Raw genomic sequence first — 14,793 nt, 5'->3', positions numbered from 1 at the left:
GGGACGTTAGGCGCGGCGAGCTTGTCACGTCAATGGGTGGGCTCCGAAAAAATTTCGAGAACCCTTCGAGAGCCAAAGGTCACGGTCAGGCCACGAGAAACAGGGCGTGCGCGAACGCTTGACACCCCGAGCAACGGGCCTAAGCTTCGCCTGCTGAATCGATTCATACCGAAGCCTTTCCGACCCGACGTCACAGGAGCCCTGAAGTGACCGAGCTCGCCGCGGTGAAGTCCGCGCTCAAGACCCAGGCAGTCGAGACGCCGTCGTGGGCGTACGGGAACTCGGGGACCCGGTTCAAGGTGTTCGCCCAGGCCGGTGTGCCGCGGGATCCCTGGGAGAAACTGCGGGACGCGGCCAAAGTGCACGAGTTCACCGGAGTCGCGCCGACGGTCGCGCTGCACATTCCTTGGGACAAGGTGGAGGACTACGCGAAACTCGCCGCGTTCGCCCGGGAGTTGGGTGTCTCGCCTGGTGCGATCAACTCGAACACGTTCCAGGACGACGACTACAAGCTCGGCAGCATCTGCCACCCCGACGCGCAGGTGCGGCGCAAGGCGCTGGACCATCTGCTGGAGTGCGTCGACATCATGGACGCGACGGGGTCCTCGGATCTGAAGCTGTGGTTCGCCGACGGCACGAACTATCCCGGGCAGGACGACATCCGTGCGCGGCAGGACCGGCTCGCCGAAGGACTCGCCGAGGTGTACGGGCGGCTGGGCGCGGGGCAGCGGATGCTGCTGGAGTACAAGTTCTTCGAGCCCGCCTTCTACTCCACCGACGTCCCCGACTGGGGCACCGCCTACGCCCACTGCCTGAAGCTGGGCGAGAAGGCGCAGGTCGTGGTCGACACCGGGCACCACGCACCCGGGACCAACATCGAGTTCATCGTCGCCACACTGCTGCGCGAGAACAAGCTCGGCGGGTTCGACTTCAACTCGCGGTTCTACGCCGACGACGACCTCATGGTCGGCGCCGCGGACCCCTTCCAGCTGTTCCGGATCATGTACGAGGTGATCCGCGGCGGCGGCTTCTCCCCCGATGTGGCGTTCATGCTGGACCAGTGCCACAACATCGAGGCCAAGATCCCCGCGATCATCCGCTCCGTCATGAACGTCCAGGAAGCCACCGCCAAGGCACTGCTCGTCGACCGGGACACGCTGGCGGCCGCCCAACGCTCGGGAGACGTCCTCGAAGCCAACGCCGTGCTCATGGACGCCTACAACACCGACGTCCGCCCCCTGCTCGCCGAAGTCCGTGCCGACATGGGCCTCGACCCCGACCCCATCGCCGCCTACCGCCGCTCCGGATGGGTCCAGAAGATCATCGAGGAGCGGGTCGGAGGACAGCAAGCAGGCTGGGGAGCGTAAAGCCGGCCGCGCCCGCGCGGCGGAGCCGCACATCGACTCAGCCCCGCGCCCCTAAAGGGCGCCATACATCCGCATCTTTTGAAGGACTGGATTCACATGGCAACCCATCCCGAAGCCGCCGCTCTGCTGGGGCGGTCCCATCGGCTTGGCTCTGATCCCCGTAACACGAACTACGCCGGTGGCAACGCGTCGGCCAAGGGGACCGACACCGATCCCGTGACCGGTGGTGAGGTCGAGTTGATGTGGGTCAAGGGGTCCGGTGGTGACCTCGGGACGCTCACCGAGGCCGGGCTCGCCGTGTTGCGGCTGGATCGGTTGCGGGCGCTCAAAGGGGTGTCCCCCGGCGTCGAGCGTGAGGACGAGATGGTCGCCGCCTTCGACTACTGCCTGCACGGCAAGGGCGGGGCTGCTCCGTCGATCGACACGGCCATGCACGGGCTCGTCGAGGCGGCGCACGTCGACCATCTGCACCCGGACTCCGGGATCGCGCTGGCCTGTGCCGCGGACGGGGAGAAGCTGACCGCCGAGTGTTTCGGGGACAGTGTGGTGTGGGTGCCGTGGCGGCGGCCCGGGTTCCAGCTGGGGCTGGACATCGCGGCCGTGAAGGAGGCCAACCCGCAGGCCGTCGGGTGCGTTCTGGGCGGGCACGGGATCACCGCCTGGGGTGACACCTCCGAGGAGTGCGAGCGCAACTCGCTGCACATCATCCGGACCGCCGAGGCGTTCCTCGCGGAGCGCGGGAAGGCGGAGCCCTTCGGGCCGCTCATCGACGGGTACGCGGCGCTGGAGCCCTCGGTGCGTCGAGAACGCGCGGCGGCCCTCGCGCCGTACGTCCGGGCCATCGCCTCCCAGGACAAGCCGCAGGTCGGGCACTTCGACGACTCCGGCGTGGTGCTGGAGTTCCTGGCGCGGGCCGAGCACCCGCGGCTCGCGGCGCTCGGCACCTCGTGCCCGGACCACTTCCTCCGTACGAAGGTGCGGCCGCTCGTCCTCGACCTGCCGCCGACCGCTCCGTTGGAGTTGGCCGTGGCGCGGCTGAAGGAACTGCACGCCGGGTACCGCGAGGAGTACGCCGCCTACTACCAGCGGCACGCGCTGCCCGACTCCCCCGCGATGCGGGGCGCGGACCCGGCGATCGTGCTGGTGCCGGGTGTCGGCATGTTCTCCTTCGGCAAGGACAAGCAGACCGCGCGGGTGGCGGGCGAGTTCTACGTCAACGCCATCAACGTGATGCGCGGGGCCGAGGCGGTGTCGACGTACGCGCCGATCGAGGAGTCGGAGAAGTTCCGCATCGAGTACTGGGCGCTGGAGGAGGCCAAGCTCCAGCGGATGCCGAGGCCGAAGCCGCTGGCGACCCGGGTGGCGCTGGTGACGGGCGCCGGCAGCGGCATCGGGAAGGCGATCGCCGAGCGGCTGGTCGCTGAGGGTGCCTGTGTGGTGGTCGCGGATCTCGACGCGGACAACGCCGCTCAGGTCGCCGAGGAGCTGGGCGGCCCCGACAAGGCCGTCGCCGTGACCGTCGACGTGACGTCGGAGGAACAGATCGCGGAGGCGTTCCGGGCCGCCGTGCTCGCCTTCGGCGGGGTCGATCTGGTCGTCAACAACGCCGGGATCTCGATCTCCAAGCCGCTGCTGGAGACCTCGGCGAAGGACTGGGACCTGCAGCACGACATCATGGCCCGCGGTTCCTTCCTCGTGTCGCGGGAGGCGGCCCGGGTGATGATCGCGCAGGAGCTGGGCGGTGACATCGTCTACATCGCCTCCAAGAACGCCGTCTTCGCCGGGCCCAACAACATCGCCTACTCCGCCACCAAGGCCGACCAGGCGCATCAAGTACGGTTGCTCGCCGCCGAGTTGGGTGAGCACGGCATCCGGGTGAACGGGGTCAACCCGGACGGTGTGGTGCGCGGCTCGGGGATCTTCGCGGGCGGCTGGGGTGCGCAGCGGGCGGCCGTGTACGGGGTGCCGGAGGAGAAGCTGGGCGAGTTCTACGCGCAGCGGACCATCCTCAAGCGTGAGGTGCTGCCCGAGCACGTCGCGAACGCCGTGTTCGCGCTGACCGGCGGGGAGTTGACCCACACCACCGGGCTCCACGTCCCCGTCGACGCCGGCGTCGCCGCCGCCTTCCTGCGATGAGCACCGCCGTGAAGTCGTACGCCGCGGTCGACCTCGGCGCGTCCAGCGGGCGCGTCATGGTCGGCCGCGTCGGCCCCGACAGCCTGGAGCTGTCCGAGGCGCACCGGTTCGTGAACCGGCCGGTGCGCGTTCCGGAGGGGCTGCGCTGGGACATCCTCGCGCTGTACGGGGGTGTGCTGGACGGGCTGCGGGCGGCAGGGCAGGTCGACTCGGTCGGCATCGACAGCTGGGCCGTGGACCACGGGCTGCTGGACGCCGACGGTGCGCTGCTCGGCAACCCCGTGCACTACCGGGACGCTCGTACCGAGGGCATCGCGGAGAAGGTGTGGGCGACCGTGCCCGCCGAGCAGCTGTACGCGGCGACCGGGTTGCAGTACGCGCCCTTCAACACGCTGTACCAATTGGTCGCTGCTCGGGATACCGCCCAACTGGCGGCTGCCCGGCGGCTGTTGCTGATCCCGGATCTGCTGTCGTACTGGCTGACCGGCGAGCAGGGCACCGAGCTGACCAACGCCTCGACGACCCAGCTGATCGATCCCCGGACGCGAGAGTGGTCGTACGACGTCGCTTCCCGGTTGGGTATCGACCTCGGTCTGTTCGCGCCGCTGCGGCAGCCCGGGGAGGCTGCGGGCGTGCTGCGGGCGGAGGTACTGGAGGAGACCGGGCTCACGGGTCCGGTACCGGTGACGACGGTCGGCTCGCACGACACGGCGTCCGCGGTCGCCGCCGTGCCGGCCGACGGCGCGAGGTTCGCGTACATCTGCACCGGGACCTGGTCGCTGGCCGGCCTGGAGCTGGACGCGCCCGTGCTGAGCGAGGAGAGCCGGGTCGCCAACTTCACCAACGAGCTGGGCCTGGACGGCACGGTCCGGTATCTGCGCAACATCATGGGGTTGTGGCTGCTGCAGGAGTGCGTACGAGCCTGGGGTGACCCGGAGCTGGGCGGGCTGCTGCCGGAGGCGGCCAAGGTGCCGGCGCTGCGGTCGGTGGTGGACGCGGGGGACCCGGCGTTCCTGGCGCCGGGCCGGATGCCGGAGCGGATCGCTGAGGCGTGCCGTGGCTCGGGGCAGCCGGTTCCCGGGACGCCCGCCGAGATCACGCGGTGCATCCTCGACTCGCTCGCCCTCGCCCACCGCAGGGCCGTCGAGGACGCGCAGCGGCTGGCGGGGCACCCCGTCGACGTCGTGCACGTAGTGGGGGGCGGCACCCGGAACGAGCTGTTGTGCCAGCTGACCGCCGACTCGTGCGGACTGCCCGTGCTGGCGGGTCCGACGGAGGCGGCGGCGCTGGGGAACGTGCTGGTCCAGGCCCGGGCCCACGGGCTCGTCGGCGATCTCGCGAGCGGACGGCGGCTGCTCGCCCGTACCCAGCCCTTGACCCGGTACGAGCCGCGGGGTGACACGGCGCCGTGGCGGGAGGCGCAGGCCCGGCTCGCCGGACGGTGAAAGGGGTCTCCCCTCGGACCCCGTGGCCGACTACCCTGCACTCATCCGATGATCGATTCACAAGGAGCCGCGATGCGTGTCGCCCTGTTCCTGACCTGCGTCAACGACACGCTGTATCCGGACACCGGGCGCGCCGTGGTGAAACTGCTGACCAGGCTGGGCGTCCACGTCGACTTCCCGATGGCCCAGACCTGCTGCGGGCAGGCGCACTACAACACCGGATACCGGCACGAGGCCGAGCCCCTCGCCCGACATTTCTCCGATGTCTTCGGGGAGTACGAGGCGATCGTCACGCCGTCCGGGTCGTGCGGGGCGATGGTGCGGGAGCTGTATCCGCGGATGGGTGAGCGGGCGCGGGCCGAGGGGCGCGGCGACTCTCTCGCCGCCACGCTGGCACCTGTTGTGCCGAAGACGTACGAGCTGACGGAGTTCCTGGTGGACGTGTTGGGGGTGACGGACGTCGGGGCGTACTACCCGCACAAGGTGACCTACCACCCGACCTGTCACGGGCTGCGCGGCCTGGGGCTGGGCGACCGGCCCCGGCGGCTGCTCCAGGCGGTGAAGGGGCTGGAGCTCGTCGAACTGCCGGGTGCCGAGGAGTGCTGCGGTTTCGGCGGGACCTTCGCGCTGAAGAACTCCGACGTCTCGGCGGCAATGGGCACGGACAAGGTGCGTAACGCCGAGTCGACCGGCGCGGAGGTGCTGTGCGCGGCCGACAACTCCTGTCTGATGCACATCGGGGGCACGATGGCGCGGCTCGAGGTGGGGATGCGGCCGGTGCACATCGCGGAGATCCTGGCGAGCACGGAAGGGGAGCCGGCCGTATGAGCGGGACGTTCGTGGGAATGCCGGCCTTTCCCAAGGCCGCGCACGAAGCCGTCGGCAACCAGACCCTGCGCGGGAATCTGCGCCACGCCACCCACACCATCCGCGCCAAGCGGGCGAAGGCGGTCGCGGAGGTCTCCGACTGGGCGCTCCTGCGGGAGGCCGGGAAGCGGATCAAGGACCATACGCTGCGGCATCTGGACCGCTATCTGGTGCAGTTGGAGGGGTCGGTCACGGCGGCGGGCGGCACGGTGCACTGGGCCGCCGACGCCGAGGAGGCCAACCGGATCGTGGCCCGGCTGGTCAAGGAGACCGGCGAGTCGGAGGTCGTCAAGGTCAAGTCGATGGCCACGCAGGAGATCGGGCTCAACGAAGCCCTGGAGGCCGAGGGCATCCGGGCCTACGAGACCGATCTCGCCGAGCTGATCGTCCAGTTGGGCAAGGACCGGCCGTCGCACATCCTGGTCCCCGCCATCCACCGCAACCGGGGTGAGATCCGGGACATCTTCGCGAGCGAGATGAGCGAGTGGGGCCGACCGGCCCCGGATGGCCTGACCGACACGCCCGCCGAACTCGCCGAGGCCGCCCGGCTCCACCTGCGGGAGAAGTTCCTGCGCGCCAAGGTCGGCATCTCCGGCGCCAACTTCATGATCGCCGAGACCGGCACTCTGGTGGTCGTCGAGTCCGAGGGCAACGGGCGGATGTGCGTGACCCTGCCCGAGACGCTGATCTCGGTCGTCGGCATCGAGAAGATCCTGCCCACCTGGCAGGACCTGGAGGTGTTCCTGCAGACCCTCCCGCGCTCCTCGACGGCCGAGCGCATGAACCCGTACACGAGCATGTGGACCGGTACGACGGACGAGGACGGGCCGCGGAACTTCCACCTGGTCCTTCTCGACAACGGCCGCACCGACACCCTCGCCGACGAGGTCGGCCGCCAGGCGCTGCGCTGCATCCGCTGCTCGGCCTGCCTCAACGTCTGCCCGGTGTACGAGCGGGCCGGCGGCCACGCCTACGGCTCGGTCTACCCGGGCCCGATCGGCGCCATCCTCAGCCCCCAACTCCGGGGTACGGCGAGCGAGATCGACGCCTCCCTGCCGTACGCGTCGTCGCTGTGCGGCGCCTGCTACGAGGTGTGCCCGGTCGCGATCGACATCCCGGAGGTGCTGGTGCATCTGCGGGAGCGGGTCGTCGAGGGCGGGCCGGTGACGCGGGAGGGCAACAAGGTGGTGCTCAAGCCGGCGAAGGGGCACGCCGCCGAGCGGGCGGCGATGCGGGCGGCCCGCTGGGCGTTCAGCCACCCCGGCGCCCTGCGCGGCGGCCAGCGCCTCGCCTCCCGTACTCGCCGGCTGCATCCGCGGACCCTTCCCGGACCGGGCAAGGCGTGGAGCGGCAGCCGGGATCTGCCGACGGTACCGGCGGAACCGTTCCGGGACTGGTGGCAGCGCACCAACGGTGGAAAGGACGGCGCCAAGTGAGCAGCAGGGACAGGATCCTGGGCCGGGTGCGGCGCGCACTGGCGGACGTGGGGCAGGACGAGACGCCGTACGGGGAGGCGGTCGCCCGGGACTATCTGCGCGAGCACGGTGAGCGCGGTGTCGAGCAGACGGTGGATCTGCTGGCGGAGAATCTGGCGGACTACAGGGCGATCGTGCACCGCACGGACCAGGAGGAGTTGCCGTACCTGATCATGCGGCTGCTCGCCCAGCGTGGGTCCCAGTCCGTGCTCGTGCCCCCGGGACTCCCGCCTGAGTGGATGTCGGCCGCCGACCCCACGCGCGTTCAGGACCGTGCCGTGAGCACCCCGCATGAGCTGGACAAGGTCGAGAGCGTGGTCACCGGCTGCGCGCTCGCCGTCGCCGAGACCGGCACCATCGTCCTCGACGGCTCCCCCGACCAGGGTCGTCGCCGTATCACCCTGATCCCCGATCACCACATCTGCGTCGTACGGGTGCCGGAGCAGGTCGTCTCCTCCGTGCCGCAGGCCCTCGAACGCCTGGATGCGGCGCGTCCGTTGACGTGGATCTCCGGCCCGTCGGCCACCAGTGACATCGAGCTGGACCGGGTCGAGGGGGTACACGGACCGCGCACCCTGGAGGTCGTGCTGGTGAGCGCGGAGGCCGATGGACAGCGTCAGCTGTAGGTCATCGGGCAGCCCCGGCGCAGTGAGTGCTCGGCGGCACGCAGGTGGACGGCGACGTAGAACGCGGTGTCCAGGTCCTCGCTCCACGGACCTGGACTGACCGCGGCCAGTTCCTTCGCCTCGCCTTCGAGGAACCAGAAGGTCAGGCCGAGGTTGCCGGGCTCCTGCGGCACCTCCGACGGCAGCCCGATGACGTCCGCCAGCCGCCGGGCCAGGGCGAGGACCTGCGGCGCCCCCGCGATCACGGTGGTGTCGGTGTAGGCGGAGCCGATGGGCAGGTGTATCTCCTCGTCCAGCGACACCGGTACCAGTACCGACCACTCACCGAGCGTCTCCTGCTCCGGCGGTGTCAGGTGGGTGCGGCACAGCTCGGCGAACCCGTCCATGGGAGGGCTGAGCTTCTCCTCGAACCAGCCGCCCGGTTCCTCCTCCGCGACGGGCTCGTAGCGCGGGAGCCCCCGCCGCTCCAACTCCTCGTTGAGCGCCGAGGCGACGGCTCCGCGGCCGCCCTCGTCCTCGGCCTCGTCGCCGTCGAGCCATTCCCGTGCACCGACGCTGACCAGATAGATACCCATGTCCGGAAGGTAGCGCCCGCCACTGACAACGCCGTGTGGGCCGTGGACGGGATCGAGGCCTGGTCCGGCCGTGACATCGGGGTGAACAAGCGCTTAGATAGTAGGCCCGGTACCGCCGTCCACCTGGAGGCCCCGTTGTTCACGTCCGTCGACGACGTCTCCGCGCGTCTGGCCGCCACCGGCTACCTCGCCTCAGCCGCGGTGGCCACGACCGTCTTCCTCGCCGACCGGCTCGGCAAGCCCCTCTTGGTCGAGGGGCCGGCGGGGGTGGGCAAGACGGAGCTGGCCAAGGCGGTGGCCGAGGTGGCCGGGGCGCGGCTGGTCCGGTTGCAGTGCTACGAGGGCGTCGACGAGTCCCGGGCGCTGTACGAGTGGAACCACGCCAAGCAGTTGCTGCGCATCAGCGCGGGGCGCGACGAGACCTGGGACGAGACGCGCACCGACATCTTCAGCGAGGAGTTCCTGCTCACCCGCCCCCTGCTGACCGCGATCCGCGGCGACGACCCCAAGGTGCTGCTGATCGACGAGACCGACAAGGCCGACGTCGAAGTGGAGGGGCTACTGCTCGAGGTGCTCTCCGATTTCCAGGTGACGGTGCCCGAGCTGGGTACGATCGCCGCGACCCGCCGCCCCTTCGTCGTCCTCACCTCCAACGCCAGCCGCGAGCTGTCCGAGGCCCTGCGCCGCCGCTGCCTCTTCCTGCACATCGGCTTCCCCGACGAGGAGTTGGAGCGCCGGATCGTACGGCTGAAGGTGCCGGGTCTCGACGAGGCGCTGGCCGCCTCCGTGGTGCGGGTGGTGGGCGCGCTGCGGGCGATGGACCTGCGGAAGGTCCCGTCGGTCGCCGAGACCATCGACTGGGCGCGCACGCTGCTCGCGCTCGGCGCCGACACACTCGACGAGACCGTCGTACGGGACAGCCTGGGCGTTCTCCTCAAGCACCAGGACGACATCCTCAAGGCGGCGGCCAAGCTCGACCTGGACGCCGTGTGAGCGCGCCCGGCGTCGCGGAGCGGCTGACCTCGCTGGTCGGGGCCCTGCGGGCGCACGGCATGCGGATCGGTACCGGCGAGACCGTGGACGCGGCCCAGGCCGTCGCCGAACTCGGGCTGGCGGACCGGGAGTTGCTGCGGGAGGGGCTGGCGGCGACGCTGCTGCACGGTCCGGCCCAGCGGCAGGTGTTCGACCCGGTCTTCGACCTGTACTTCCCGCGCGGGGTCGGCGGCCCAGGGACGGGACCGGCGGACCGGGACGACCTGCGCGAGCGTCTCGCCGCCGCCCTGGCCTCCGACGACCGCGCCCTGATGGGTCGGTTGGCGGCGGAGGCGGTCGACGGGTTCGGCGGCTACGGCTCCTCCCCGGAGTCGGAGGGCTGGTCGTCGTACCAGACGCTCGAACGGCTGCGTCCGCAGACGCTGTTCGCCCGGGTACGGGACGACGTCCGGGCCGGCAGCGGTGGTTCGGGGTTCACCGACCGGCTGCTGGAGGACGAGATCCGGCGGCGTGTCGAGGCGTTCCGGGGGCTGGTGGCGGCGGAGGCGCGGCGGCGTGTCGCCGAGCGCCGGAACCGGGACGAGCTGGCGCGGCGCGCGGTGGCCACGACGCCCGACCGGCTCGACTTCCTGTACGCGGGGAAGCTCCAGCTCGCCGAGTTGCGCAGGACGGTTCAGCCGCTCGCGCGCAAGCTCGCCACCCGGCTCGCGGCACGCCGGCGCCGTGCCGCGCGGGGCAGCATCGACCTGCGGCGCACGCTGCGCGGATCACTGTCCACGGGCGGTGTGCCGATGAAGCCGGTGCTGCGCAGACGGCGTCCGGTGCGGCCCGAGTTGGTGCTGCTGTGCGACGTGTCGGGGTCGGTGGCCGGGTTCTCTGACTTCACGATGCTGCTGGTGCAGGCGCTGCACGACCAGTTCAGCAAGGTCCGGGTGTTCGCCTTCGTCAACCGGATCGACGAGGTGACCGGGCTCCTGGTGCGCGGCGCGGCCGACGCGGAGGGGCTGAGCGCCCGTATCAGGGCCGAGGCGACACTCACGGGCTGGCACGGCAGCAGTGACTACGGCATGGCGCTGGGCGAGTTCGCGGAGCGCTACGGCGACGCGGTCGGCCCGCGGACGACGGTGTTCGTCCTCGGTGACGCGCGGACGAACATGAGCGACCCGAACCTCCCGGCGGTCCGGGAGATCGCCGGCCGGGCACGGCGCGTGTACTGGTTGAACCCGGAGCCGCGCGCCCAGTGGGGCACGGGCGACTCGGCGGCACCCGAGTACGCCGAGCTGGTGGAGATGCACGAGTGCCGCAACGCCCGCCAACTCGGCGCGTTGATCGCCCGGCTACTGCCGGTGTGACCCCTGACCCTTCGCTAACCCTTGGCCTTCGCGTATTCCGTCGCCATCTGACCCGCGAAGTCGTAGACCACGCACGGTTCGTCGCTGACCACCCAGGCGTCATGGCCCGGTGTCACCACGAACACGTCACCCGGTCCGACCTCCTGCTCGGCGCCGTCGTCCATGCGCAGCCGCATGCGCCCCGAGACGCAGTACCCGTTGTGGTGGACCTGGCAGCTCTTCGTCCCCGCGATGGGTGCGACGGACTCCGACCAGCGCCAGCCCGGTTCGAAGGTCCCGATGGCGAAGTCCAGCCCGCTCATGTGTACCGCTTCGAGGTGTCCGCGCGGGAAGTCGCGCCGCTCGTCGGGCTTCTCGATGGCCTTGATCTCAATCATGTCGGCTCCCTCCATTGCGAGCCCTGCCCACGCCACCATCGTCCGCCTGTCCGGTCGACACCGCCATTCGGGTGAGCGCAGAATGGCGCCTGGAGGCCGCATTCGCCGAACCACCAGAAAGGTGGCGATCACCGTGGCTGAACACCCCCACGCACAACTCGTCCGCACGGGCTACGAAGCCTTCTCGCGCGGCGACATGGACACCCTGCGCTCGCTGATGACGAACGACGCCACGCACCACGTTCCCGGAAGCCACCAGCTGTCCGGTGACTGCAAGGGGATCGACGCGGTCCTCGACTACTACCGCCGGCTCTACGAGGAGACCGGCGGCACCTTCAAGGTCGAACTGCGCAACGTCCTCGTCGACGGCCGCGGCCACGCGGTGTCCGTGCACCACTTCACCGCCCGGCGCGGCGACAAGAGCGTCGACGAGGACGGAGGCATCGTCTTCCGGGTCGTCGGGGACAAGATCACCGACCTGGACGAGTGCGTGCAGGACATCGACCGGGTCGACGAGTTCTGGTCATGACGCCGTCGCCCGGCCGCAGAGCCGGGCGAAACGGTCGGCGTCCACGTTGCCGCCGGAGACGATGACCCCGATCCGGCGCGGCAGCGGGTCCACCCGCCCGGCGAGCAGCGCGGCCAGCGCGCTGGCCCCGCTCGGCTCGACGACGGTCTTCAGTCGTTCGAAGGCGAACCGCATCGCCTCGCGGATCTCGTCGTCGGACACCAGGACGATCCCGTCCACGAGTCGCCGGCTGACGGAGAAGGTCAGCTCGCCGGGCGTCTCCAGCGCCTGTCCGTCGGCGATGGTGCGCGGCACGGGAATGCTGACGCGCCGCCCCGCCTCCAGGGACCGCCTGGTGTCGTCCCCGGCCTCCGGTTCGACGCCGATCACCCGGATCCCCGGATGCAGGCCCTTGGCCGCCGTGGCGCTCCCGGCGATCAGTCCGCCACCGCCGACGGGCACCAGGAGTGCGTCCAACTCCCCTGTTTCCTCCAGGAGTTCGAGGGTCGCGGTGCCCTGCCCCGCCATGACGTCGGGATGGTCGTAGGGCGGGATGAGCGCGAGGCCCCGCTCGGCTGCGAGGGCTTCGGTGACGGCGGCGCGGTCCTCGGTGTAGCGATCGTAGGTGACGATCTCGGCGCCATAGCCCTCGGTGGCCGCCCGCTTGGAGGCCGGGGCGTCCTCGGGCATGACGATGACGGCGAAGGAGCCCAGCTCGCGGGCGGCCAGCGCCACGGCCTGGGCGTGGTTGCCGGAGGAGTAGGCGGCGATGCCCCGGGCCAGTTGCTCGGGGGTGAGGCGGGAGGCGGCGTTGTAGGCGCCGCGGAACTTGAAGGCGCCGACGCGCTGGTGGTTCTCGCACTTGAGGTGGACCTCGGCGCCGACGAGGGCGTCCAGGGTGCGGGAGCGCAGCACGGGGGTGCGGTGGGCGACGCCCTTGAGGCGGGCCGCCGCTTCGCGGACGGTGTCGAGGGTGACCGGTGGGGTGGTGGTCGTCACGCGGGTTCTCCAGCGGTGGTCGGGTCGGTGGCGGCGCGGGCCTGGGCGAGGTAGCTGTAGGCGGAGGCACGGGAGATGCCGAGCCGGCCGGCGACCTGCTCGACGGCGCGGCGCACGGCGAAGACGCCGTGGGCGTCGAGGCCGCGGAACAGGTCGAGGCGCTCGGTGCGGTCGAGGGCGGCCCAGGGTCGGCTCCGGCCGATCCGGTGGGTGTCGAGGACGGCGTCGACCACGGCGTCGATGTCGTTGCCGAAGGTGGTGACCGGGGCGTCGGACGCGCCGGTGCCGAGCCCGGCCAGGGCTCCGAGCAGCGTGTGGGCCTCGTGCACGGCGCCGACGTCGAGGTTGAGGCACAGGGCACCGAAGACCGCGCCGCCTGAGTCCCGCAGGACCATGGTGGACGCCTTGACCAGCTTGCCGGACCGGGTGCGGGTGACGTAGTTCAGTTCGTCCTCCGCCTGGTCGCCTCGGGCGAGGACGCGCATCCCGATCTCGCTCATGGCGCTTCCCGGGGCCCGTCCGGTCACCGAGCCGGCCACGGCGACCACGGAGTTCTCCGGGTGCCGGTAGTCGTGCAGCACCGCTTCGCACACGGGCCCGAACGTCGCCGCGATGCCGTCGGCCACGCAACGCAGCGCGCCGAGGATCGCGTCCCGCTCGGCATCGAGGGCATGTTCGTCCACCACACGCTCAGACTACCGGTCCACCTCCTGGACGAACAGTCCAGGACGGAGGACTGTCGTGGGTGGCCGCGTACGTCAGCGCGTCCCGGGCGGCATGGCGGTCGCCGACCGTCTCCCACCAGGGGTGGGTGTGCATCTCCTCGGCGAGGCGCCGGCACCGCTCGCGTGCGTCGGCCAGGCGCTCGCGCTGATCGCCGGTGATCTCGGCGCGACCGGCCGCGATGTCGGCGCCGCTCGGCAGGTGCCCGGCGATGTCCGCGGCGTGCTCCACGGCACGGGTGAAGGTGCGCCGGGCGGCCACCAGGTCGCCGGGTATGACGAACTCGCCCACCGTGAACGGCCGCGAGAACTCCGACGGTCCCGGCTCGGTGTGCCACAGCGAGCCGTCGACGGGCCGCTCGTCGTCCCGCGCGCGGGCCAGTTCGGCGCGTACGCCCGCGGCCGGTTCCTGCGGGTGCGGGCCCGTCCCGTTCGCGCGGCGGGCGGTCGGCACGGCCGTGCCGGGGACGGGTTCGGGCCGGCCTTCGAGGAACTCCGCCTTGTCGGTCGGGGTGACCCACATGTGCCAGCCGCGGCGGCCCGCCGGGTGGGGCAGGTAGAGAGAGACCAGTTCGCCGGTGGCGGTACGCCGGATGACGTCGTCGTAGTACAGACCCCGTACCGGTTCCCACAGTGCGTGCCGGCCGCCACAACGGCCGGCGCCCTGCTGCGGGCAGGGCACGGGGTTGCTCCAGTCGCAGCGGGACATGTGCAGCTGCTTGATCCCGCCGCGCACCGGGAGGGCCGCGCGGTCGGTGACGTCCCGCCAGCTCTGCACGTTCAACCGGGCCCAGGGGGCGCGGTCGATGGGGATCGCGTTCTCGTTGTTCACCAGCCACAGCGGGGTCAGTCCCGCCCGGTGCGCCGCCCGCGTGCGGTCGTCGACGGAACCGCCCGCTATCGCGGCGAGCTGGATTTCGTAGGCCAGCCGATGACTGCCGTCGCCCTCGACCGTGACGTCCACACGGGTCTTGCCGCGTGCGTCCCCCTCGGGCCGGGTCACCCGGAATCCCTCGCCCGTGGCGACCTTGGCGGTGTATTCCCCCAGTGCCTTGTGGAGATCGCTTTCCGCCTTCGTCTCGGGGCGTTCCCCTTTTGCCACATGCATCGCGTGCGGACGGCCGTTGACCTTGCGGATGGTCATGAAACCCGGGCAGATGAAGCCCTCGTCCTCGTGGGCTTCGAGGCAGTACAGAAGATCCGGTTGGTAATTTCCGTAGATCTCGTCGAGCAGCCGGGGATATTCGGGGTGCCCGAGATCGGTCTCGGTCAGATCGAGCGTGATACCGAGGCCCCTGTGCCAGACGCTGTAGGTCATATGGCGAGAGTAGGACGCGGCACTGACAATGGG

Annotated in this window: 14 protein-coding genes; 9 read left to right on the top strand and 5 right to left on the bottom strand. The window is 70.9% G+C overall.

The annotated features are described in order from the left end of the window. Positions 1 to 206 precede the first annotated feature (206 nt). From rhaI to ACIRVK_RS21870, 6 genes are all read left to right on the top strand, one after another. Positions 207 to 1,367, top strand: coding sequence for an L-rhamnose isomerase (rhaI, locus tag ACIRVK_RS21895; RefSeq protein WP_404249459.1), 1,161 nt, complete (start codon positions 207 to 209; stop codon positions 1,365 to 1,367). A gap of 96 nt (positions 1,368 to 1,463) precedes the next feature. Beyond that, positions 1,464 to 3,503, top strand: a complete 2,040-nt coding sequence (locus tag ACIRVK_RS21890) for a bifunctional aldolase/short-chain dehydrogenase (RefSeq protein WP_404249457.1) — start codon at positions 1,464 to 1,466, stop codon at positions 3,501 to 3,503. Then, positions 3,500 to 4,948, top strand: a complete 1,449-nt coding sequence (locus tag ACIRVK_RS21885) for a rhamnulokinase family protein (protein ID WP_404249455.1) — start codon at positions 3,500 to 3,502, stop codon at positions 4,946 to 4,948. The genes ACIRVK_RS21890 and ACIRVK_RS21885 overlap by 4 nt, the downstream gene beginning before the upstream one ends. Before the next feature lie 72 nt (positions 4,949 to 5,020). Then, on the top strand, positions 5,021 to 5,776 hold the full coding sequence (locus ACIRVK_RS21880) for a (Fe-S)-binding protein (RefSeq protein WP_404249453.1): 756 nt from the start codon (positions 5,021 to 5,023) through the stop codon (positions 5,774 to 5,776). Then, entirely contained in the window at positions 5,773 to 7,251 is a 1,479-nt protein-coding gene (locus ACIRVK_RS21875) for a LutB/LldF family L-lactate oxidation iron-sulfur protein (RefSeq protein ID WP_404249451.1), read from the top strand. Before ACIRVK_RS21880 ends, ACIRVK_RS21875 begins: the two co-directional genes overlap by 4 nt. After that, positions 7,248 to 7,916, top strand: coding sequence for a lactate utilization protein C (locus ACIRVK_RS21870; RefSeq protein WP_404249449.1), 669 nt, complete (start codon positions 7,248 to 7,250; stop codon positions 7,914 to 7,916). The genes ACIRVK_RS21875 and ACIRVK_RS21870 overlap by 4 nt, the downstream gene beginning before the upstream one ends. On the opposite strand, the gene ACIRVK_RS21865 is transcribed toward ACIRVK_RS21870, so the two are convergent. Further along, on the bottom strand, positions 7,907 to 8,491 hold the full coding sequence (locus ACIRVK_RS21865; protein WP_404249447.1) for a hypothetical protein: 585 nt from the start codon (positions 8,489 to 8,491) through the stop codon (positions 7,907 to 7,909). The genes ACIRVK_RS21870 and ACIRVK_RS21865 overlap by 10 nt on opposite strands. 135 nt (positions 8,492 to 8,626) lie before the next feature. Here ACIRVK_RS21865 and ACIRVK_RS21860 point away from each other — a divergent pair, with 135 nt between their 5' ends. Together ACIRVK_RS21860 and ACIRVK_RS21855 are read left to right on the top strand one after the other, a co-directional pair. Then, the gene (locus tag ACIRVK_RS21860) at positions 8,627 to 9,484 is read left to right on the top strand and encodes an AAA family ATPase (protein WP_404249657.1); all 858 of its coding nucleotides are present in this window, start codon (positions 8,627 to 8,629) and stop codon (positions 9,482 to 9,484) included. Between the two features lie 59 nt (positions 9,485 to 9,543). Next, on the top strand, positions 9,544 to 10,836 hold the full coding sequence (locus tag ACIRVK_RS21855; RefSeq protein WP_404249655.1) for a VWA domain-containing protein: 1,293 nt from the start codon (positions 9,544 to 9,546) through the stop codon (positions 10,834 to 10,836). A 14-nt stretch (positions 10,837 to 10,850) separates the two neighbouring features. Here ACIRVK_RS21855 and ACIRVK_RS21850 read toward each other — a convergent pair whose 3' ends face one another. Beyond that, positions 10,851 to 11,213: a cupin domain-containing protein gene (locus tag ACIRVK_RS21850; protein ID WP_404249445.1), complete on the bottom strand. Its 363-nt coding sequence runs from the start codon at positions 11,211 to 11,213 to the stop codon at positions 10,851 to 10,853. 133 nt (positions 11,214 to 11,346) lie between these two features. Between ACIRVK_RS21850 and ACIRVK_RS21845 the strand changes: the two genes are divergently transcribed. Continuing rightward, positions 11,347 to 11,742 (top strand): nuclear transport factor 2 family protein, encoded by a 396-nt coding sequence (locus ACIRVK_RS21845; RefSeq protein ID WP_404249443.1) that lies wholly within the window; start codon positions 11,347 to 11,349, stop codon positions 11,740 to 11,742. On the opposite strand, the gene ACIRVK_RS21840 is transcribed toward ACIRVK_RS21845, so the two are convergent. The 3 genes from ACIRVK_RS21840 to ACIRVK_RS21830 are packed head-to-tail and all read right to left on the bottom strand — an operon-like array spanning position 11,737 to position 14,760. Next, positions 11,737 to 12,720, bottom strand: a complete 984-nt coding sequence (locus tag ACIRVK_RS21840) for a threo-3-hydroxy-L-aspartate ammonia-lyase (RefSeq protein ID WP_404249441.1) — start codon at positions 12,718 to 12,720, stop codon at positions 11,737 to 11,739. The genes ACIRVK_RS21845 and ACIRVK_RS21840 overlap by 6 nt on opposite strands. Further along, the gene (locus ACIRVK_RS21835; protein WP_404249653.1) at positions 12,717 to 13,403 is read right to left on the bottom strand and encodes a transcriptional regulator; all 687 of its coding nucleotides are present in this window, start codon (positions 13,401 to 13,403) and stop codon (positions 12,717 to 12,719) included. The genes ACIRVK_RS21840 and ACIRVK_RS21835 overlap by 4 nt, the downstream gene beginning before the upstream one ends. Before the next feature lie 7 nt (positions 13,404 to 13,410). Continuing rightward, a complete protein-coding gene (locus ACIRVK_RS21830; RefSeq protein WP_404249439.1) occupies positions 13,411 to 14,760 on the bottom strand; it encodes a hypothetical protein in 1,350 nt (449 codons plus the stop codon). Between the last annotated feature and the right edge of the window lie 33 nt (positions 14,761 to 14,793).

Source organism: Streptomyces sp. NPDC101152, assembly GCF_044768275.1.
Taxonomy (GTDB): Bacteria; Actinomycetota; Actinomycetes; order Streptomycetales; family Streptomycetaceae; genus Streptomyces.
The sequence above is the reverse complement of the archived record's forward strand: the minus strand, read 5'-3'. Positions and strand labels throughout refer to the sequence as shown.